Origin of the sequence: Streptococcus australis, from assembly GCF_040226615.1 — a bacterium.
Lineage (GTDB): Bacteria > Bacillota > Bacilli > Lactobacillales > Streptococcaceae > Streptococcus > Streptococcus australis_E.
This window is the reverse complement of sequence record NZ_JBCOAT010000001.1, coordinates 477,326-496,837: the sequence shown is the minus strand read 5'-3', so window position 1 is coordinate 496,837 and position 19,512 is coordinate 477,326. Positions and strand designations below refer to the sequence as shown.

Here is a 19,512-nt window from a genome sequence, read left to right as displayed (position 1 = left end):
AGATGATAAAGCAAATAATTTTAAAAATACAACAAAAAGACAAACGCCAAAAATGACGTTTGTCTACGTTCTGAGAGCCTGAGATATTCTCAGGCTCTTTGTTTTAGCGAGCAATGGGCTGTTTGTTGGTATCCAAGGTAAATCCTTCTCCTAGGATTTCATGGGCTTCTGTAATGGTAATGAAGGCGAATGGATCGATCTTATTGATGATATCTTTCATCTGTTTCATTTCGTTCCGAGAGACTACGCAGTAGACAATCTTCATTTCTTGTTGGCTATAATAGCCCATGCCGTTTACGAAGGTGACCCCTCGGCCCAAATCAGTCGTGATTTGTTTGGCAATTTCATCTGGTTTAGATGTAACCACGAGGAATCCTTTTCCTGCAAAACCTCCTTCACCGACGATATCAATGACGACGGTGTCAATCAGGATAAAGAGGAGGGTGTAGGCTGCAATTCGGAAGTCCTTAAAAACGATCAAAACAGTTGTCAAGACGATGGCATCCACAATCAACATGAGGCGTCCCATGGAAAGCGTCGTGTACTTGTTAAAGATACGTGCGACAATATCGGTTCCACCTGTTGTTCCTCCAGCGTTGAAGATAATCCCCAGTCCAGTTCCAAGGATAACCCCTGATCCGATACAGGCCAGAAGGATATCTCCGTCAAGAGCCGTAAAGACTGCAGTTTGAAGATGATGACTTCCAGGGATCAGCTCGAAGATGGCCATCCAAATAGAGACCGAAAAAGTTCCAATCAAACTGAGATAGAGGGATCGGAGCCCCAGTAATTTCCAGGCTAGGAAAAAGAGGGGAATATTGATGGCCAAGTTCATGACCGAAACGGGAATTTTAAAGAGGTAGTAGGTAATCAGGGTAATCCCTGTAGCTCCTCCCTCATAAAAGTGAAATGGAATGACTAAAAAGAAGATTCCAAAAGAAAAAATGCCAGCCCCCAAAATAATGGTCAGAATATTTTTTGCCTTAAACATGCTCGTTCTCCTATTCATTTTTCACCATACATTTTACCAAAAAAAATGAAAAATAGGAAATAATTTTCATCAATTTTCACGAATTCGGACAGGATTTTTACCCCTATTTTTGGTAAAATAAAAAGAAGTGATGCATGCTAGAGAAATGAGTATAGAAAGTTAAGATAAGAGAATGAAACAGGGAACATTAATTTCAATTGAAGGCCCAGAAGGTGCAGGGAAATCCTCCGTTTTAGAAGCCTTGCTACCACGCTTGGAAAAGGCAGGGATTGCCTATATTACCACGCGGGAGCCAGGGGGCGTCGAAATAGCAGAAAAAATACGCGAGGTCATTCTAGATCCATCCCATACGGAAATGGATCCCAAGACAGAATTGCTTCTTTATATCGCCAGTCGTCGCCAACACTTGGCAGAACGTGTCCTTCCAGCTTTGAAATCAGGGAAGCTAGTTATCATGGATCGTTTTATCGACAGTTCGGTAGCATACCAAGGCTTTGGGCGTGGATTAGCAGTAGCAGATATTGAATGGTTGAACCAATTTGCGACTGATGGTCTGAAACCCAATCGGACCTTCTACTTTGACATTGATGTAGAAGAAGGGTTGGCGAGAATTGCTAAGAGTGCTAGCCGTGAAGTCAATCGCTTGGATCTAGAAGGACTCAGTCTCCATCAGAAAGTCCGTCAAGGCTATCTGGCTATCCTCGAAAAAGAACCACAACGTGTGGTGAAAATTGATGCCAGTCAACCTTTTGACCAGGTGGTCGAGGATACTTGGCTATTATTGAAAGAAGTCTTGGAGATCAGTGAATGAAGTTAGAACAAGTGCAAAAACTTCAACCTCAGTTAGTCGATCGCTTCCAAGCTATTTTAGAACAAGACCGCTTGAGCCACGCCTATCTCTTTACAGGAGATTTTGGAAGTTTTGAGATGGCCCAGCTCTTGTCCCAAAGTCTCTTTTGTACGGATAAGAAGGGTGTTTGGCCCTGTGGGACTTGTCGGGCTTGTCGCTTGATTGAAGAGGATGAATTCTCAGATGTAACGGTTGTCCGACCGGTCAATCAAATCATCAAAACGGATCGGATCCGGGATTTGATCCAGCATTTTTCTCAGTCAGGCTACGAAGGATTCAAGCAAGTCTTTATCATCTGCGATGCAGACCGGATGCATGTCAATGCGGCCAATTCCCTCCTCAAGGTGATTGAAGAACCTCAGAGTGAAGTTCATATTTTTCTGCTGACAGCAGATGAGCAGCTGGTTCTCCCGACCATAAAAAGTCGGGCGCAGCAGGTCCATTTTCCAAAAAACCAAGATTTCCTAAAAGAGTATCTCCTTCAGGAAGGTCTCTTGCTTCAACAAGCAGATCTGTTAGCCAACTTTAGTCAAGGTTTCCAAGAGGCTCAAATTCTCGCTCAGAATACCTCCTTTTTCGATCTGGCGAGGGAGTGTGAGCGTTTCGTTGCAGCTTGTCTAAAAGCAGATCCGCATATCTACTTACTGGTCTCTCGCTTGGTTCAAGAGACGGATGATAAAGAAAAGCAGGCTCAAGCCTTTCGCTTGTTGGAATTGCTCTTTGCACGCTCCATCGGTCAGTCCTTAGGAAGAGAGTATCTAGAAAAATTGGTCTTGGCCAAACAGATGTGGGAACGGAATGTGAGTTTTCAAAATGCTCTCGAGTATATGGTCCTACAGTTGAAAAATAGAAGGTAAAGAGATGAATAAAAAAGAATTATTTGATGCTTTGGATGGCTTCTCCCAGGAATTGCTGGTTACATTAGCAGAAGTTGAAGCCATTAAGAAAAATCTCAAACTCATTGTCGAGGAAAATACAGCTCTGCGTCTTGAAAATGATAAATTAAGAGAGCGCTTAGGAGAAGTGGAGAAAACCAGCTCCCCTAAATTCCATCGCAATGGTCGTGAAAATTTACAAAGAATTTACAATGATGGATTTCATGTTTGTACAGACTCCTATGGTCAACGTCGTGAAAATGATGAAGAGTGTATTTTCTGTGATGAATTGTTATTTAGGGAGTAAACATGCAGATTCAACGAAGTTTTAAAGGGGATAAATCGACAGGGACTCTATTTTTAGTGCCAACCCCAATTGGCAATCGGGATGACATGAGCTACCGCATGATCCAAACTCTAAAAGAGGTGGATCTGATAGCAGCAGAAGATACACGCAATACAGGACTCTTGCTCAAGCATTTTGAGATTGCGACACCACAAACTAGCTTCCATGAGCACAATGCCATGGAGAAAATTCCTGATTTGCTAGCTCATTTAGAGTCTGGAAAGGACCTGGCCCAGGTATCGGATGCAGGACTGCCTAGTATTTCGGATCCAGGTCACGACCTGGTCAAGGCAGCGATTGAGCGAGAGATCCCTGTTGTGGCAGTTCCTGGTCCGAGTGCCGGCATTACCGGCCTAATTGCCAGTGGCCTGGCACCCCAGCCCCATATCTTTTATGGCTTTCTTCCACGCAAGGAAGGGCAGCAAAAGGCCTTTTTCCAGGAAAAGCTAGCCTATCCTGAGACCCAGATCTTTTATGAGTCCCCACACCGGGTACGAGCGACCCTTGAAAATATGCTGGCAGTCTATGGAGACCGTCCGGTTGTCCTGGTTCGAGAACTGACCAAAATCTATGAAGAGTACACGCGAGGGACCATCACAGAGTTAGTGGACTATCTAGAGGGAAATCCCCTTAAAGGAGAGTGCCTCCTGATCGTGGAGGGAGCCAGTGAGCAGGAGCCAGATCTAGAAGAAGTGGATCTGATCCAAGAGATTGATCTTCTGGTCCAGTCTGGCATGAAAAAGAACCAGGCAATCAAACAGGTTGCCAAACAATTCGGGCTGCAAAAGAGTGATCTCTATGCCCGTTACCACCATGAGGAGGAAAAAGGAGAGTCTGATGGAAATTAGAATGGCCTATCCCAATGAAATCAATCGGATTATGGAAATCATTCAAGATGGCAAAGATAGCTTAGCTGCAGCTGGAGTGGACCAATGGCAGGATGGTTATCCGGATCAAGAAACCATTTTTGAGGATATCCTAGAAAGCCGTGGTTATGTAGCTGTAGAGAATCAAGAAGTCGTAGCTTATGCCGCTCTCTACAAGGGAAATGAAGCAGCTTATAATGACATTTATGACGGAAAATGGGAACATGATAACTATCTCTATATCAGTTTTCACCGGATCGCTGTTGCCAAAGAAGCTGCTGGACAAGGCGTAGCCCAAACCTTACTTCAAGGCTTGATCGAAGGAGAGAAAGGCCCGGATTTTCGCTGTGATACCCATCCTGACAACAAGGTCATGCAACACCTTTTAGAGAAGTTAGGCTTCCATTACTGTGGGAAGGTACCAATTGATGGAGTTCGTCTCGCTTATCAGAAGATTAAACGGAAGGCAGAAACCAGCCTCTTCCAAGTGATTAGCGAAGACGATCGATGGGACTACCGTGCAGAACAATCTCAAAATGACTAGGTTCTATCGGCAACTCTATCAGAGTCCCTTGGGACCTCTATCTATTGTGGTGGATGAGGAAAGCCTAGTAGGGATCTGGTTTTGTGACCAAGCCAATTGTGAGCAGGGGCTTGAGCATATCGAAGAAGCTTGTCAGCCACTTCATGGAGCTGTCTTTGAATGGCTGGATCGATACTTTATAGGGGAAAATCCTTCCATGCCCTTTCCCCTATCTCCTCAAGGGACAGACTTTCAACAAAGAGTCTGGACCTACCTAGCTCAGATTCCCTATGGGGAAAGTCGGACTTATGGAGAGATCGCCCGGGCCTTGTCTTGCAGATCGGCTCAAGCCATCGGTCAAGCAGTAGGTCGGAATCCCTTGCTCCTCCTCATCCCTTGTCACCGAGTGCTGGGGACGGAGAAAAAGTTGACAGGCTATGCTGCTGGACTAGATCGCAAACGTTGGTTGTTGCAACATGAGGCCATATCTTGGAAAGAATAAGGAGAAAAGATGTTATCATTTATTGAATACCCAAAATGTTCAACCTGCCGCAAGGCGAAATCGGAGTTAACGAGCTTAGGTTGCGAGTTTGATAGCCAAGACATCGTGGTAGACACACCGACCAGTGAGCAACTACAAACCTGGATCAAGGAGTCTTCCCTACCAATCAAATCCTTCTTTAACACTAGTGGGATGAAGTATCGGGAATTGGGCTTGAAAGACAAGGTGGATCAGCTTTCGGTAGAAGAAGCGGCAGACCTTTTAGCTAGCGATGGCATGCTGATCAAGCGCCCTCTCTTAGTGAAGGATGGAAAAGTTGTTCAAGTGGGATACCGGAAGCCATATGCGGACTTAGGTTTGTAAGAGAAAAGGGAGTTGGACTCCCTTTTAATTCTGTCTTGAAGATGATATAATCATACGAGTGAAATCAATGAAAGAGAGTCAATCATGAGTATTTTAGAGGTGAAAAATTTAAGCCACGGCTTTGGAGACCGGGCTATTTTTGAGGATGTGTCCTTCCGCTTGTTAAAGGGAGAGCATATCGGATTGGTAGGGGCCAATGGTGAAGGGAAATCCACCTTCATGAGCATCGTGACGGGCAAGATGCAACCCGACGAAGGGAAGGTCGAGTGGTCTAAGTATGTGACCGCTGGCTATCTTGACCAGCATGCTGTCCTAAAAGAAGGGCAAACGGTGCGCGATGTCTTGCGGACAGCTTTCGACGAGCTCTTTAAAGCAGAGGCTCGCATCAATGACCTCTATATGGAAATGGCTGAAGATGGAGCGGATATGGATGCTCTCATGGAAGAAGTTGGAGAGCTCCAGGATCGGTTAGAGAGTCGGGATTTCTATACCTTGGATGCTAAGATAGATGAAGTGGCGCGTGCTCTTGGGGTCATGGACTTTGGCATGGAGACAGATGTGACGGCCCTTTCAGGTGGGCAGCGGACCAAGGTCCTTTTGGCTAAATTGCTCCTTGAAAAACCAGATATCCTTCTCTTGGACGAGCCAACCAACTACTTGGATGCGGAGCACATCGATTGGCTCAAACGCTACTTGCAGAACTATGAAAATGCCTTTGTCCTCATTTCCCACGATATTCCTTTCTTGAATGATGTAATCAACATCGTCTACCATGTGGAAAATCAACAGTTGACCCGCTATTCAGGAGACTACTACCAATTCCTTGAAGTCTATGAAATGAAGAAATCGCAATTGGAAGCGGCTTATGAGCGCCAGCAAAAAGAGATTGCTGATTTGAAAGATTTCGTAGCGCGGAATAAGGCGCGTGTGGCTACACGGAATATGGCCATGTCTCGTCAGAAGAAGCTTGACAAGATGGAACTCATTGAGTTGCAAAGTGAGAAACCAAAACCATCCTTTGAATTTAAAAATGCCCGAACTCCTGGACGCTTCATTTTCCAAGCCAAGGACCTTCAAATCGGGTATGATCGTCCTTTAACCAAACCTTTGAATCTAACCTTTGAACGCAATCAAAAGGTGGCCATCATCGGGGCCAACGGGATCGGGAAAACCACTCTTTTGAAGAGCTTGCTGGGAATCATCCCACCAATCGCTGGTGAAGTCGAGCGTGGAGACTACCTAGAGCTTGGCTACTTTGAACAAGAGGTAGAAGGTGGCAATCGTCAGACACCACTAGAAGCAGTCTGGAATGCCTTTCCGGCTCTCAACCAAGCGGAAGTCCGTGCCGCCCTTGCCCGTTGTGGTTTGACCACCAAACATATTGAGAGTCAAATTCAGGTGTTATCCGGTGGGGAGCAAGCCAAGGTACGCTTCTGTCTCTTGATGAACCGTGAAAACAATGTCTTGGTACTAGACGAGCCGACTAACCACTTGGATGTGGATGCCAAAGAAGAATTGAAACGGGCCCTTAAAGAATACAAGGGATCGATCCTCATGGTTTGCCACGAGCCAGATTTCTATGAAGGCTGGATGGACCAAATCTGGGACTTTAATGAATTGACGTAAACACAAAAAGAGAACCGCGAGGTTCTCTTTTACTTATTTCTTGAAAACGTAGTCTTTTACGATTTCCATTTTTTCAATTTTGACATCTTCTTTTGGTTTGTCTTTGTCGTCCGTTTCAACTTCGGCAATTTTGTCGACTACATCCATGCCGTCGATGACTTGTCCAAAGACAGTGTAGTTCCCACCATCAAGGGTAGGGTTTCCACCATTCTTATAGGCTTCGATGATTTTAGCAGGGAAGCGCTCAGTTGGAAGCTTGCTGGACCAGTCTTCTTTATTTTGGTTAATATAGAATTGGCTACCATTTGTATTTGGACCGGAATTGGCCATGGCTAAAGCACCACGAAGATTGTAGAGGTAAGGAGAGTATTCATTTTCAAAGCCTGCTCCTGAATCTTTAGAGCTATCTTTTCCTTTCCAAATGGACTCACCACCTGTACCATCTCCTTTAGGATCTCCTGTTTGGATCATAAAGTTATTAATCACGCGGTGGAAGAGGAGGCCATTATAATAGCCATCCTTAGCGTGGGTTAAGAAATTCTCAACGGCTAAAGGTGCGTATTTCGGAAAGAGCTTAACGGTAATGTCCCCTTTGTTGGTCGTGATTTTCACGACAGCTTCATCTTCAGCAACTTCGTTGGAGAGCTGAGGAAAGACCGCATTTTCATTGGTCATCGCATCTTGGATATCCTTACGAAGCTGATCTAATTTCTTTTGTTCACTAGCATCTACGCTAGAAGTAGTTGATTGCTTAGTTTCTGAAGCCGAGCTAGAAGATGTCTTTGTATCTGATTGATTAGAGCCACATCCTGCCAAAGCTAAACCGGAAAATACAAGTAGGGCAATTAATTTTTTCATATTAATCCTTTCAACACATTAGTCTACCCTCTATTGTACCTTAATTTTCCATTTGATTCAAATCTATCCTTTGGATGAGGCGATATTCAGCTTGCGGGCCTATGAAAAATAAGGTATGATGGGAGGTAAGTCGTTTTGTTGAAAAATGAACGAATTCCTAAAATAAAACAAATCATGGATAGGAGGCTACAAGATGGATTATAAAACTCTACGTAAAAACTATAGACTCTATATTAGATCTGCTGGCTTGTTGGCAATGCTTCTGATTATTTGCATTGGGTTCGTGGTCAGAGATACCCTTCTTCAGACGGGTGGCCTCTTATTGGTCCTTGCAGGCTTGTTTTTATTTCTCCACTTGCTTAAGAAGAGCTATACCAACAAGTGCAACACCTTGCTCCATGTAGACTTAGATTTAGCTTTTTGGCAGCAATACCTTCAGTTGAACAAGAATGTGAAAAAGCCCATTTTACAGATCGATATGAAGCTGACATCGGTTGCCTATTCTTTTATGATGGGAGATTTCGATACTGTCATAAAAGAAGCTAGGGAAGCACTCAGTAAGAAGGAACTACCGCAGAAATATAAGAACTTTTTTGAGAGTTATCTCATGCGATCAATTGTCCTGACAGATCCTGATTTGTCTAAGGAAGAGCTGGAGGCTCGATTAAATGAATTGACTATTACAGACACCACACTAGCTGAGAAAACTAAAAAGGTCTGTCTCGCTCTTTATGATTTAACCGTTGCCCACCAAAGCAATGACTATTTCGAAGATTTAAGCAATGATTTCAAGTACCAACAGTTGGAAATTATCTACTACCAAGCCTTGAATGCTACTCTTAAAGGTGATAAGCCTAGAGCGGAAGAGCTCTTTCGCAAATTAGTCTCAGAAGATGAGTCGCTCTATATCGTTCGAAAGGCGCAACAATACTTGAAGGATGAGGGGAATTATCTGTAAATCCTCCAATCAAAACAGGATTTTTCCAAATGAAGGTATAAATAATTAAAAAAAGATAGGATTAAAATGGAGAAATAGATGACAACTATTTCAGATATACTAGAAAAATTTTATGCAGACCACGAGGTGAAACCTTAGAGGTGAAACCTTATATTTCGCCTGAGAGAGACTTGGAAGCTTGGTTGTTGGATCCAAAGCCTGTTTCTAAACGAAACATGGAGTTGCTTCAAGATGGCTTGCTTGCAGGGGATATTATTCTCTTGTGGCGGATCCATTTTGGAACATTTACGACGGAGACTTGGTTTCCTAAGTACTTCGAATACACTTATGGGATTCATGCGCCGGAACATTTGAAGGCTTTGGTAGATAAGGGGTATGCTGTTATCGAATCCGCTTTTGATTCGCTGGACCATATCAATGCGACCATGAAAAAAGCCATTCTCAAAAAGAAGGGAGTCGCGGGCTTGTCCAAAATGAAATCAGCCGATTTGAACCAGGCTTTGGCGAATCACTTTACCGAAGAAGAGTTGGCACAAGAGTTCACAGTTCGGGGCTATCAGTTGACGGAAAAAGGAAAACAAGCGTTGAAAGAGCATCAAGCCATCAACGACCGCCACCCAAAGAAAAATCTATAAGTAACAGTACCTGTGAGGTGCTGTTTTTTGTTGTTGCTTTCGCAGATGAGAGAAAAGGATTTTACTAGAGAACTAGTCTAGAAATGTGGTATAATTAAGGTTATGGCAAACAATAATCAATCAAAAAAAACACGGTCGACAAGACGACTGTCTAAAGCAGAAATAGAAAGAAAAAAAGCAATTCGCCGAATGATTATGACGATTGTCTTAACTCTCGTCTTCATTTTCGCCTTTTTACGATTAGGAGCCTTAGGCTTAGTGACCTACAACCTTATCCGTCTCTTGGTGGGTAGTCTGGCTTACGTAGCGATGACGGCTGTTATTGTCTACCTCTTCTTTTTCAAATGGATTGAGAAGCATGAGGGGACCTTGTCTGGCTTTTTAAGTCTTTTTGCCGGCTTGCTACTAATCTATCAAGCTTACTTTGTCTCCCTCTTGAAACTTGAAGGCTCTTCTTTCGGGCCAACCTTCTCACGTATCTTAGGGGACCTCGTGCACCTTCGCGTCTCTTCTTTTGCAGGAGGAGGATTACTAGGAGCGATCTTATATACGCCGATTGCCTTCTTGCTCTCGAACATCGGGACTTATTTCATTGGAGGACTCTTGATCGTATTAGGACTTCTCTTGATGAGTTCTTATTCGGTTTATGATTTGTATGAGCAGGCTGTCGCAGCTTTTCACTCCTTTATGGAAAAACGAGAAATTCGTCGCCAAGAGCGCTTTGTCGAGCGTGAAGAGAAGAAGGCCCTTCAAGCAGAAGCAGAGGAGGCTGCCCGTATCGATCAACTTGCAGAAGCTAGTCCCATGAGTACAGAAGGTTATCCTGTAGATCTTGAGACAGGTGAGGTCATGGAACCTGTGATCGAAGCAGAAGCGCCCGCAGAGGAGGCCTATCCTCAAATTTATCTACCAAATGAAGAGGAAGGCTATTCGGAAGAATGGTCGGACGACTACCCAGAAGAGATGGAGGAAGTCGCAGAAGAGGAGGATATGGATGAAGAAGTCACTGTAGACTTCACGCCTAAGGAACTCCTTCAATACAAACTTCCAACGATTGATCTCTTCGCACCTGACAAGCCGAAAAATCAATCCAAAGAGAAAAACATCGTTCGCCAGAACATCCGCATTTTGGAAGAGACCTTTGCAAGTTTTAACATCAAGGCGACAGTGGAGCGGGCGGAAATCGGTCCTTCTGTTACCAAGTATGAAGTCAAGCCAGCTGTGGGTGTGCGGGTCAACCGCATCTCCAACCTAGCAGATGATTTGGCCTTAGCTCTAGCTGCCAAGGATGTGCGGATTGAAGCGCCGATTCCAGGGAAGTCTCTGGTCGGGATTGAAGTGCCCAACTCAGAGATTGCGACGGTCTCCTTCCGTGAATTGTGGGAGCAGTCCAAAACAGACCCAGCTAAACTCCTTGAGATTCCTCTTGGGAAGGCCGTAGATGGTTCAGCTCGGACCTTTGATTTGGCCCGGATGCCCCACCTCTTGGTAGCGGGGTCTACCGGATCTGGTAAGTCAGTAGCGGTCAATGGGATCATTTCGAGTATCTTGATGAAGGCCCGTCCGGACGAAGTCAAATTTATGATGGTCGATCCAAAGATGGTGGAGCTTTCTGTCTACAATGATATTCCTCATCTCTTGATCCCAGTTGTGACCAACCCACGCAAGGCCAGTCGTGCCCTGCAAAAGGTTGTCGATGAGATGGAAAATCGCTACGAGCTCTTCTCGAAAGTAGGCGCTCGCAATATTGCTGGCTTTAATGCCAAAGTGGCTGAGTACAATGCCCAGTCTGAGATGAAGCAAGTGCCCCTTCCTTTGATTGTGGTCATTGTGGATGAGTTAGCAGACTTGATGATGGTGGCAAGCAAAGAAGTGGAAGATGCTATTATTCGCCTCGGACAGAAGGCGCGTGCAGCGGGGATCCACATGATCCTTGCGACTCAACGGCCATCGGTTGATGTTATTTCAGGTTTGATCAAGGCCAATGTGCCTTCCCGTGTCGCTTTTGCGGTATCATCTGGGACCGACTCACGGACCATCTTGGATGAAAATGGAGCGGAGAAATTGCTTGGTCGTGGAGACATGCTCTTTAAACCGATTGATGAAAATCATCCGATCCGTCTACAGGGATCCTTTATCTCAGATGACGATGTGGAGCGGATTGTCAACTTCGTCAAAGAGCAAGCTGAAGCGGATTATGATGATGCCTTCGATCCAGGTGAAGTATCTGAGTCAGACTTTGATGGAGGTATGGGTGGCTCAGACGAAGGCGATCCTCTCTTTGAAGAGGCAAAGGCGCTCGTGATTGAAACTCAAAAAGCCAGTGCTTCGATGATTCAGCGTCGCTTATCGGTTGGTTTTAACCGGGCCACTCGCCTCATGGAAGACTTGGAAGCAGCGGGTGTCATCGGACCAGCTGAAGGAACCAAGCCAAGAAAGGTCTTACAGACCAATTAATCTTTCTTTAGATGAAGAAGGAATGAGACATTTGACAATAGCAAAAACCTGCCTGTACAAGGGGCAGGTTTTGTTTACGATAAAAAAGAAAAGGACAGCAGATGCATCTCGATACCATTCACCACATTGCCATTATTGGCCACGATTATGATAAAACCAGAGAATTTTATGTAGACAAGTTAGGCTTTGAACCTTTAGACGAACACCATCGACCAGAAAAGCAGGATATTCTCTTTAATATTCGAAAGGGAAATCTGACCTTGGAAATATTTATCAAACCAGATGCCCCAAAAAGACCCTTTCTCCCTCATCCAGAGCATACCGGTCTCCGTCATCTGGCTTTTAAAGTGGAAGATGTTCAAGCCTGTCTAGCAGAGTTTGACCAATTAGGAATCCCTCATACAGAACTACGGGTGGATGATTTTGATGGGCGCAAAATGGCTTTCTTCTTTGATCCAGATTGCTTGCCTCTTGAACTTCACGAATAGGTCTACACAATCTTCGGTCTCTAGTCTCAAGCCAGAAGACATTCTTTTTGCTAAACTAGATACAGAAAAAAGAAAGAAGAAAATATGGAAGAGAAGCGATATAGCGGGCTAACGAATGAGCAAGTCCAAAGCAGAATTAGAAAAGGCAAACAAAATCGAGTAACCATCACGGCTGAAAAGTCGACCAGAGAGATTATTTATTCAAATGTCTTTACCTATTTTAACCTGGTTTTTGGTATTCTAGCTATCTTATTGATACTAGTACGGTCTTGGAACAATATGTTATTTGTTCCCATTGTGGTCGTTAACTCCTTGATTGGGATTGTTCAAGAATTGCGGTCTCGGCGGATTTTGAATAAGATGCGCCTTCTTCAAGTGGAGAAAGCTCGAGTGATTCGTGAAGGAGAACGGCTGGATCTTCCTGTCGACCAGGTGGTAGAGGGGGATGTCGTCTTGTTCCAAGCAGGGGATCAGATCTATGCAGATGCCAAGGTTCTGGATGGCTCGATTATGGTCGATGAGTCTCAATTAACAGGTGAAGCAGATGAAATCCCTAAAGGTAAGAATCAGAAACTCATGTCAGGAAGTTTTGTCATCTCAGGTCAAGCAGTTGCCGTCTTGGAACAAGTAGGAGATGCGTCGTATATTAATCAGCTGAGTCTCTCCGCCAAGAAAGTCAAAGGACACGAAGAATCCGAAATGGTTCATGCTGTGGATGGTCTCGTCCGAATGATCGGAATGATTCTCATCCCGATTGGCTTGCTCTTGTTCTTGCAGAGCTATCTAGGAAATCAAGACTCCCTCAAAGTTAGCATTACCTCTATGGTTGGTGCCATCATTGGGATGATCCCAGAAGGGCTCTACCTCTTAATGACCCTAGCCTTGGTGCTTGGAGCAACCCGTTTAGCCCTTCAAAAGGTCCTACTCAATAGTATGAAGGGGATTGAAACCCTATCCCGTATCGACGTCCTTTGTCTAGACAAGACGGGAACCATTACCGAACACAGGATGCAGGTGAGTGAGCTCCTCCCCTTGGCACTAGATGAAAAAGAAGGCAAAAAAATATTAAGTCACTATCTCCAGGCCAGTGAGGATCAGAATGCTACCATCACGGCCATTCGGCAGTATCACTCAGTCCAAATAAGTGAAGGTTGGACCGTTCAAGACCGTCTTCCTTTTTCATCCAAGAAGAAATTTGGGGGCCTTCAGTTCCAAGAAGGCATTTACCTACTAGGGGCACCGGATGTTTTGCTTCGAGATGATCTCGATGCTTACCAAGAAGTCTGGCAGCGAGAGATTGAACGAGGGGCGCGTGTCCTTATTTTGGGGCATTACCAGGGGGAGCAATTGACGGAAGTATTAGAAGCTCCAGTCCTTCCCCTCCTAGCTTTGGTCTTGGAGAATCCTGTACGATCGACTGCTCCTGAAACCTTTGCTTATTTCCAAAAACAAGGGGTGACCATCAAGGTTATTTCAGGGGATCATCCTGTGACAGTTGCTGCCGTTGCTCAAAAAGCAGGTATTCCTGATGCAGATCAAGTGGTAGACGCCAGTCAGCTTAAGACGTATGAGGAGGTAGTAGATGCAGCACGGACCTACACAGTGTTTGGACGGGTTAGTCCAGAGCAAAAACAAATCCTCGTAGAGAGCTTGCAGGCAGATGGTCATAAGGTCGGAATGACAGGAGATGGGGTCAATGATATCCTCGCTATGAAAAAAGCTGATTGTAGTATTGCCATGAATACGGGGCATGATGCGACCAAAAAGGTAGCTCAGGTTGTGCTTTTAGATTCAGACTTCTCCCACATGCCTTCGATTGTAGATGAAGGCCGCCGAGTGGTCAACAATATTCAGCGTTCGGCGAGTCTCTTTTTGGTCAAGAATATCTTTTCAATATTATTGGCTATTTTGGCCATTCTCTTTGCTTTCACTTATCCTATCCAGGCTTCTCAGATGTCCTTGATCAGTGGATTTACCATCGGAATCCCCGGTTTCTTACTGGCCTTGGAGAAGAATCGTGCCCGGATAGAAGGAGACTTTATTGAAACCGTGATAGAGCAAGCTCTTCCAGCTGCCTTGACCAATCTCATATCGGTACTTTTTCTTGTGGTTCTGGGTCCTTTCCTTGGATTAAGTCAGGGAGATATTTCGACCATCTCGATTTACCTGCTGGCTTTGATTGGCTTTACAAAAGTATACCAACTCAGCCTTCCCTTCAATCATGTAAAATTGAGCATCATCCTTCTTAATGTAACAGGATTTTGTCTGTCGGTCTTTGTATTTTCTTCCATTTTTAATCTCAGCCACCTTCATCTGACTGGCTGGATCTTGACCCTTGTCCTAGGACTAGTCATGGAAGGAGTCTTATGGGTGATGAATCGTCTTGTCTATACCTTGGTGACCCATCTGCATAAGTCCAGAAACAAATAAAAAAAACGGTATTAGCTAAATCATCTTGGATCTAGTTAATACCGTTATTTTATTATTAAAATCAGATAAAGAGGCTAATCGTCATAATGAGGTAAAGGAAGAAGGTAATGAGAAAGCCTGCGCGCCAAAAGTACTTGAAAAATTTCGGATAGTAAAAGCTACGTTTCTTTTTCAAGAAATAGATAGTCAAGCCGATAGCTAAGAGGGACAAGGCCAATAACAGTTGCGGCAACAAATTATGATAGTAAGCCGCATCTGAAATTAAATAGTATTCAAGCGCGAACAGAGGAAAAGCCAGATCGGCAAAATTCCAACCATATCGACGCAGTTTAAAGACTCGAATAATAATCCCACTGAGAATCAGGGTCAAAAAAATAAATACAAGGGAAGCAACTTTTATTAACATACCTCCATTTTATCACAAAAGTAAAAAAAGTGTGATGGAAATGAAATTTTTTCTTGCATTCGGAAGAAAATAGTGTATAATAGAAAGGTATGCGCAGAGCATACTTGTGGGAGGTAAAAATCTGTAATTACCGCCAAAACCACAAAGGAGGATTTAAGAAATGGCTAAAAAAGTCGAAAAACTTGTAAAATTGCAAATCCCTGCTGGTAAAGCTACTCCAGCTCCACCGGTTGGACCAGCACTTGGTCAAGCAGGTATCAACATCATGGGATTCACTAAAGAGTTTAACGCTCGTACAGCTGACCAAGCTGGAATGATTATCCCAGTTGTGATCACTGTTTATGAAGATAAATCATTTGATTTCGTTACAAAAACACCACCAGCTGCTGTTCTTTTGAAAAAAGCTGCAGGTGTTGAAAAAGGATCAGGTACACCTAACAAAACGAAAGTTGCAACAGTTACTCGTGCGCAAGTACAAGAAATTGCTGAAACTAAGATGCCAGATTTGAACGCTGCAAACATTGAGTCTGCAATGCGTATGATCGAAGGTACTGCTCGTTCTATGGGATTCACTGTTACTGACTAATTGTAACAATCCTATTTGCCCGCAATACACTTGATCATGAGACGAGTGACGTGGGAGATGAAAATCGATATGACCACATTACAAGGAGAAAGATAAAATGGCTAAAAAAAGCAAACAACTTCGTGCTGCACTTGAAAAAATCGACAGCACAAAAGCATACAGCGTAGAAGAAGCTGTAGCTCTTGCAAAAGAAACTAACTTTGCAAAATTTGACGCAACTGTAGAAGTTGCTTACAACTTGAACATCGACGTGAAAAAAGCTGACCAACAAATCCGTGGTGCAATGGTATTGCCAAACGGAACTGGTAAAACAGCTCGCGTTCTTGTATTTGCACGTGGTGCAAAAGCTGAAGAAGCAAAAGCTGCTGGTGCAGACTTCGTAGGTGAAGATGACCTTGTTGCGAAAATCAACGATGGTTGGTTGGACTTCGACGTTGTTATCGCTACACCTGACATGATGGCTCTTGTTGGACGTCTTGGACGTGTCCTTGGACCACGTAACTTGATGCCAAACCCTAAAACTGGTACTGTAACAATGGATGTTGCTAAAGCAGTTGAAGAGTCTAAAGGTGGTAAAATCACTTACCGTGCTGACCGTGCAGGTATCGTACAAGCAATCATCGGTAAAGTGTCATTTGACGCTGACAAATTGGTTGAAAACTTCAAAGCTTTCAACGATGTTATCCAAAAAGCAAAACCAGCTACAGCTAAAGGTACTTACGTAACTAGCTTGACTTTGACTACAACTCAAGGTCCTGGTATCAAAGTGGATGTTAACTCACTTTAATTAGAAATCAAAGCTACCTTCGGGTAGCTTTTTTTATTTCTTTGAATGCTTTCAAAATCGTTCTCCCTGATGATAAATTTGATGAACATTAAAACGCTTGCATAAGTACAGAAAAAAGGTATAATATAGGTGAAAATAAAAATTAAGGAGAATCAAATGATTTTTAAACGTTCAAACGGAGAATTCCGTGAAACTGATCGAGTGACTCGTTTCAAGTTGATCAAGTCAGGTAAGAACTGGTTGCGTGCGGCCACTTCAAACTTTGGTTTGCTCAAAGTGATCCGAGGTCAAGTCGAAGAGACTGTTGTTGCTGAGGTTCGTGAAGACGCTGTTTCTGCTAAGAGCCGTCACCTCTTAAAAGGGATCTTAGTGGCAGCAGCAGTTCTAAGTGCTACTACAGTTGCATCTACTACGTTTGCGGATGAAGTAGGAAACGAAGTAGTTTCTTCCTCTACAGCAGTGAGTGCTCCATCCCTTTCACCTGAAGCAGCTCCATTGACTGAAGAAGGTTCGAAAGAAGTCTCAGTCCCTCAAAATGAAACTGCTACAGAAACAAAAGCTCAAGCAGCAAGTTCATCCCAAGTGGTCGAAAGTGCTGTAGCATCGGATGATAAAGCAATCTTGGAACAAAATGCTTCTGAGGCCGCCTTATTGAACCAGATAGCAGAAAAATATGCTTCTACTCATCAAAATGAAGAGCAGAAAGCTGCTATCAAAGAGGCTGTTGCAAAAGTTCAAGCTGAATTGCCAACAAAAGAAGCTTCGAGCAATTCTGAAGTAAAACCCCAATCATACGCTGAACAACGAGAACGCTTGAACAAGTCAGTAGATGATATGATGGCAACCTTGAAGGATGCAGGTTTCAATGGAAATACAACTGTTAATGGTGCTCCAGCAGTAGCTGCACAGTTGGCTCCAATCTCAACAAGCACTACTGGTAGCGTCGATACTAATCCAGTAATCTCAAATGCGAACGGTGCAACGATTGAAGATGCAGCTTTCAATAAATCTGGTTACGCTTTGGATCCAAACGCAGATCGTTATACCTTTGGTGTATGGCAATTCCTTAAAACGAACCACGCTACTGGAGCTAAAACAAACTTTGATTATTATGCTACTCTTGCAGTAGATCGTTCTGCCATCACTGGTAGCCTTTCAGCTAACCCAGATGTTTACTTGCGTATCGTGAAGAAATCTGATGGTACAGAAGCTTACACTCGTACTATTCATGCTGGTGAAAGCAATATCTCTCTTCCAAGCTACATCACAAACAATAACTCTGATGTAACCAATACTTTGACTTACACAGGTGCTAACGGAACTGATCCAGGTAACGTAACCTTCTCATTGGTCAACGCGAACCTTGAGTATGAAACACTTCAAATTCGTGATACCAACTACCCAGGTAACGAAAATGAAGATAAACCAAACGTTCAAACTTCTGTTCCTTATGCGAAAGCTGATCAAACAACTTACTATAAAGTCGTTGACAGTAGCAAATACACAGAAGGTCAACCATACAAACCAACTGGAAATGAAACAGTTCTTGCAAGCTATACGCAAACAGGTCTTGCAGGGCAACAATTCACAGCCTCAGGAAATCGTGATCTTGCTGGTTACAAACAAGTAGCAGCAACAACTGATACCACTCAAAAAACATCTGGTATCCTTGGTAAGGGTGTTGTCGGTCAAAAACTTGTCGAACTTCAAGGTGGAGCAAATCACTACTACGTGAAACGTATTTCTGAAATCGTTGATACTGATGGCTCAACTGTAACGAAATTCTACGCCCTTGATCCATCTCAAGTGAACAATTTTGCTACATCAGATATTGGTACTGAAGATGTATCTAAGTACACACTCATCTACACAAGTAAAGTTAATAAGGCTGGTGAAGAGTGGAAGGCTGATGAGACTAAAGTTACAAAAGTAAACAGTAAAAATGGTGACTACTATCTTGAAGTCAACGAAACTGCTGGAAGTAAATCACTCATTATCACTGGTTGGTCGTCTGCTACTGAGACAGATACTTATAAACAAATGGATGGAACTCTACACACTTATCCACGTCCATTCAAAGATGCCCCAAGCACATCATTGACACCTGCGGGTGCGGGTAACAACAGTTACAATGTCATTGCTGGTAAAGTTCCAGTGATTCAAGCAGACGGATCTGTAGCGGATGACCCTACAGCTCCAAACGGAAAAGTATACTCTAATTTGAAGGGGTACGCATCATTCTCTAACAACTACTCAATTCCAACTGCGATTAAACCATCGACGGATGTAAATTATTACTTTGTCAAGTCTGATGTTAAAGGAAATGTCTTCGTTCACTATAAAGATACTGAAGGAACAACCCTTAAGAATTCTGTAACTGACGAAGATCAACAGCCAGTTAACAAACACTATGACACAGTCGTGGATAACCGCCCACAAGAAATTGAATTCCAAGGCAAGACCTATGAATTGGTACCGGCAGGTACTTACACAGTAGGTGAAGTGGATGACCAAGGACACCTCAAGTCTTCTGATCCTACAACTGGAGAAGTTGCTAAAGAAGATAAGAACGTTACCTACATCTACAAATTGAAAGAAGAACCTAAGGGTAACGTCTATGTACACTATGTAGATACAGAAGGCAAGACCATCAAGTCAGACGTGACGGATGAAGACGCTCAACCAGTGGACAAAGACTACGATACAGTGGTAGACAACCGCCCACAAGAGATTGCATTCGAAGGCAAGACCTATGAATTGGTCCCAGCGGGTAACTACACAGTTGGTGAAGTGGATGACCAAGGTCACCTCAAGTCAACCGACCCAACAACCGGTAAGGTGATCGAAGGTGATAAGAATGTCACCTACGTATACAAACTGAAAGAAGAACCTAAGGGTAACGTTTATGTTCACTATGTAGATACAGAAGGCAAGACCATCAAGTCAGATGTGACGGATGAAGACG

Annotated in this window: 19 protein-coding genes; 16 read left to right on the top strand and 3 right to left on the bottom strand. The window is 43.7% G+C overall.

Features of this window, described 5'->3' with window-relative positions:
* Positions 1 to 103: 103 nt before the first annotated feature.
* Complete coding sequence (locus ABT997_RS02375; protein WP_350018638.1) at positions 104 to 991, bottom strand: YitT family protein; 888 nt, start codon at positions 989 to 991, stop codon at positions 104 to 106.
* 172 nt (positions 992 to 1,163) lie between these two features.
* Between ABT997_RS02375 and tmk the strand changes: the two genes are divergently transcribed.
* The 8 genes from tmk (at position 1,164) to ABT997_RS02335 (ending at position 6,942) form a co-directional block, all read left to right on the top strand.
* Positions 1,164 to 1,802 carry a dTMP kinase gene (gene tmk, locus ABT997_RS02370; protein ID WP_350018637.1) on the top strand — a complete coding sequence of 213 codons (639 nt, stop codon included), beginning with the start codon at positions 1,164 to 1,166 and terminating at the stop codon, positions 1,800 to 1,802.
* Positions 1,799 to 2,698, top strand: a complete 900-nt coding sequence (locus ABT997_RS02365) for a DNA polymerase III subunit delta' (RefSeq protein WP_350018636.1) — start codon at positions 1,799 to 1,801, stop codon at positions 2,696 to 2,698. The genes tmk and ABT997_RS02365 overlap by 4 nt, the downstream gene beginning before the upstream one ends.
* Positions 2,699 to 2,702: 4 nt before the next feature.
* Entirely contained in the window at positions 2,703 to 3,023 is a 321-nt protein-coding gene (yabA, locus tag ABT997_RS02360) for a DNA replication initiation control protein YabA (RefSeq protein ID WP_023024026.1), read from the top strand.
* Positions 3,024 to 3,025: 2 nt separating this feature from the next.
* Entirely contained in the window at positions 3,026 to 3,910 is an 885-nt protein-coding gene (gene rsmI, locus ABT997_RS02355) for a 16S rRNA (cytidine(1402)-2'-O)-methyltransferase (protein WP_350018635.1), read from the top strand.
* Positions 3,900 to 4,472, top strand: a complete 573-nt coding sequence (locus tag ABT997_RS02350; RefSeq protein ID WP_350018634.1) for a GNAT family N-acetyltransferase — start codon at positions 3,900 to 3,902, stop codon at positions 4,470 to 4,472. The genes rsmI and ABT997_RS02350 overlap by 11 nt, the downstream gene beginning before the upstream one ends.
* Positions 4,465 to 4,953, top strand: a complete 489-nt coding sequence (locus tag ABT997_RS02345) for a methylated-DNA--[protein]-cysteine S-methyltransferase (protein WP_350018633.1) — start codon at positions 4,465 to 4,467, stop codon at positions 4,951 to 4,953. The genes ABT997_RS02350 and ABT997_RS02345 overlap by 8 nt, the downstream gene beginning before the upstream one ends.
* Before the next feature lie 9 nt (positions 4,954 to 4,962).
* Positions 4,963 to 5,316: an arsenate reductase family protein gene (locus tag ABT997_RS02340; protein ID WP_048689675.1), complete on the top strand. Its 354-nt coding sequence runs from the start codon at positions 4,963 to 4,965 to the stop codon at positions 5,314 to 5,316.
* An 84-nt stretch (positions 5,317 to 5,400) separates the two neighbouring features.
* A complete protein-coding gene (locus tag ABT997_RS02335; protein ID WP_120701720.1) occupies positions 5,401 to 6,942 on the top strand; it encodes an ABC-F family ATP-binding cassette domain-containing protein in 1,542 nt (513 codons plus the stop codon).
* Positions 6,943 to 6,975: 33 nt separating this feature from the next.
* Here ABT997_RS02335 and ABT997_RS02330 read toward each other — a convergent pair whose 3' ends face one another.
* Positions 6,976 to 7,800, bottom strand: coding sequence for a peptidylprolyl isomerase (locus ABT997_RS02330; protein ID WP_350018632.1), 825 nt, complete (start codon positions 7,798 to 7,800; stop codon positions 6,976 to 6,978).
* A gap of 193 nt (positions 7,801 to 7,993) precedes the next feature.
* Between ABT997_RS02330 and ABT997_RS02325 the strand changes: the two genes are divergently transcribed.
* The 5 genes from ABT997_RS02325 (at position 7,994) to ABT997_RS02305 (ending at position 14,768) form a co-directional block, all read left to right on the top strand.
* Entirely contained in the window at positions 7,994 to 8,758 is a 765-nt protein-coding gene (locus ABT997_RS02325; RefSeq protein ID WP_350018631.1) for a hypothetical protein, read from the top strand.
* A gap of 140 nt (positions 8,759 to 8,898) precedes the next feature.
* On the top strand, positions 8,899 to 9,393 hold the full coding sequence (locus ABT997_RS02320) for a hypothetical protein (protein ID WP_433916222.1): 495 nt from the start codon (positions 8,899 to 8,901) through the stop codon (positions 9,391 to 9,393).
* 102 nt (positions 9,394 to 9,495) lie between these two features.
* Positions 9,496 to 11,850, top strand: coding sequence for a DNA translocase FtsK (locus tag ABT997_RS02315; protein ID WP_350018630.1), 2,355 nt, complete (start codon positions 9,496 to 9,498; stop codon positions 11,848 to 11,850).
* A 101-nt stretch (positions 11,851 to 11,951) separates the two neighbouring features.
* Positions 11,952 to 12,338, top strand: a complete 387-nt coding sequence (gloA2, locus tag ABT997_RS02310) for an SMU1112c/YaeR family gloxylase I-like metalloprotein (protein WP_350018629.1) — start codon at positions 11,952 to 11,954, stop codon at positions 12,336 to 12,338.
* A gap of 84 nt (positions 12,339 to 12,422) precedes the next feature.
* On the top strand, positions 12,423 to 14,768 hold the full coding sequence (locus ABT997_RS02305; protein WP_350018628.1) for an HAD-IC family P-type ATPase: 2,346 nt from the start codon (positions 12,423 to 12,425) through the stop codon (positions 14,766 to 14,768).
* A 61-nt stretch (positions 14,769 to 14,829) separates the two neighbouring features.
* Here ABT997_RS02305 and ABT997_RS02300 read toward each other — a convergent pair whose 3' ends face one another.
* A complete protein-coding gene (locus ABT997_RS02300) occupies positions 14,830 to 15,174 on the bottom strand; it encodes a DUF3397 family protein (protein ID WP_048789572.1) in 345 nt (114 codons plus the stop codon).
* A 160-nt stretch (positions 15,175 to 15,334) separates the two neighbouring features.
* Between ABT997_RS02300 and rplK the strand changes: the two genes are divergently transcribed.
* The 3 genes from rplK to ABT997_RS02285 all read left to right on the top strand — a co-directional run.
* Positions 15,335 to 15,760 carry a 50S ribosomal protein L11 gene (gene rplK, locus ABT997_RS02295; protein ID WP_006595850.1) on the top strand — a complete coding sequence of 142 codons (426 nt, stop codon included), beginning with the start codon at positions 15,335 to 15,337 and terminating at the stop codon, positions 15,758 to 15,760.
* A 97-nt stretch (positions 15,761 to 15,857) separates the two neighbouring features.
* Positions 15,858 to 16,547 carry a 50S ribosomal protein L1 gene (rplA, locus tag ABT997_RS02290; RefSeq protein WP_006595851.1) on the top strand — a complete coding sequence of 230 codons (690 nt, stop codon included), beginning with the start codon at positions 15,858 to 15,860 and terminating at the stop codon, positions 16,545 to 16,547.
* Between the two features lie 156 nt (positions 16,548 to 16,703).
* The coding region (locus tag ABT997_RS02285) for an accessory Sec-dependent serine-rich glycoprotein adhesin (RefSeq protein WP_350018627.1) at positions 16,704 to 19,512 on the top strand (2,809 nt) is incomplete at its 3' end.

Bases quoted from the DNA above. Each gene is read 5' to 3' on its own strand.
- ABT997_RS02305 (WP_350018628.1), top strand. From the start codon at position 12,423: ATGGAAGAGAAGCGATATAGCGGGCTAACGAATGAGCAAGTCCAAAGC.
- gloA2 (WP_350018629.1), top strand. From the start codon at position 11,952: ATGCATCTCGATACCATTCACCACATTGCCATTATTGGCCACGATTAT.
- ABT997_RS02375 (WP_350018638.1), bottom strand. From the start codon at position 991: ATGTTTAAGGCAAAAAATATTCTGACCATTATTTTGGGGGCTGGCATT.
- ABT997_RS02345 (WP_350018633.1), top strand. From the start codon at position 4,465: ATGACTAGGTTCTATCGGCAACTCTATCAGAGTCCCTTGGGACCTCTA.
- rplA (WP_006595851.1), top strand. From the start codon at position 15,858: ATGGCTAAAAAAAGCAAACAACTTCGTGCTGCACTTGAAAAAATCGAC.
- ABT997_RS02335 (WP_120701720.1), top strand. From the start codon at position 5,401: ATGAGTATTTTAGAGGTGAAAAATTTAAGCCACGGCTTTGGAGACCGG.
- tmk (WP_350018637.1), top strand. From the start codon at position 1,164: ATGAAACAGGGAACATTAATTTCAATTGAAGGCCCAGAAGGTGCAGGG.
- rplK (WP_006595850.1), top strand. From the start codon at position 15,335: ATGGCTAAAAAAGTCGAAAAACTTGTAAAATTGCAAATCCCTGCTGGT.
- ABT997_RS02350 (WP_350018634.1), top strand. From the start codon at position 3,900: ATGGAAATTAGAATGGCCTATCCCAATGAAATCAATCGGATTATGGAA.
- ABT997_RS02340 (WP_048689675.1), top strand. From the start codon at position 4,963: ATGTTATCATTTATTGAATACCCAAAATGTTCAACCTGCCGCAAGGCG.
- ABT997_RS02300 (WP_048789572.1), bottom strand. From the start codon at position 15,174: ATGTTAATAAAAGTTGCTTCCCTTGTATTTATTTTTTTGACCCTGATT.
- ABT997_RS02325 (WP_350018631.1), top strand. From the start codon at position 7,994: ATGGATTATAAAACTCTACGTAAAAACTATAGACTCTATATTAGATCT.
- rsmI (WP_350018635.1), top strand. From the start codon at position 3,026: ATGCAGATTCAACGAAGTTTTAAAGGGGATAAATCGACAGGGACTCTA.
- yabA (WP_023024026.1), top strand. From the start codon at position 2,703: ATGAATAAAAAAGAATTATTTGATGCTTTGGATGGCTTCTCCCAGGAA.
- ABT997_RS02315 (WP_350018630.1), top strand. From the start codon at position 9,496: ATGGCAAACAATAATCAATCAAAAAAAACACGGTCGACAAGACGACTG.
- ABT997_RS02365 (WP_350018636.1), top strand. From the start codon at position 1,799: ATGAAGTTAGAACAAGTGCAAAAACTTCAACCTCAGTTAGTCGATCGC.
- ABT997_RS02330 (WP_350018632.1), bottom strand. From the start codon at position 7,800: ATGAAAAAATTAATTGCCCTACTTGTATTTTCCGGTTTAGCTTTGGCA.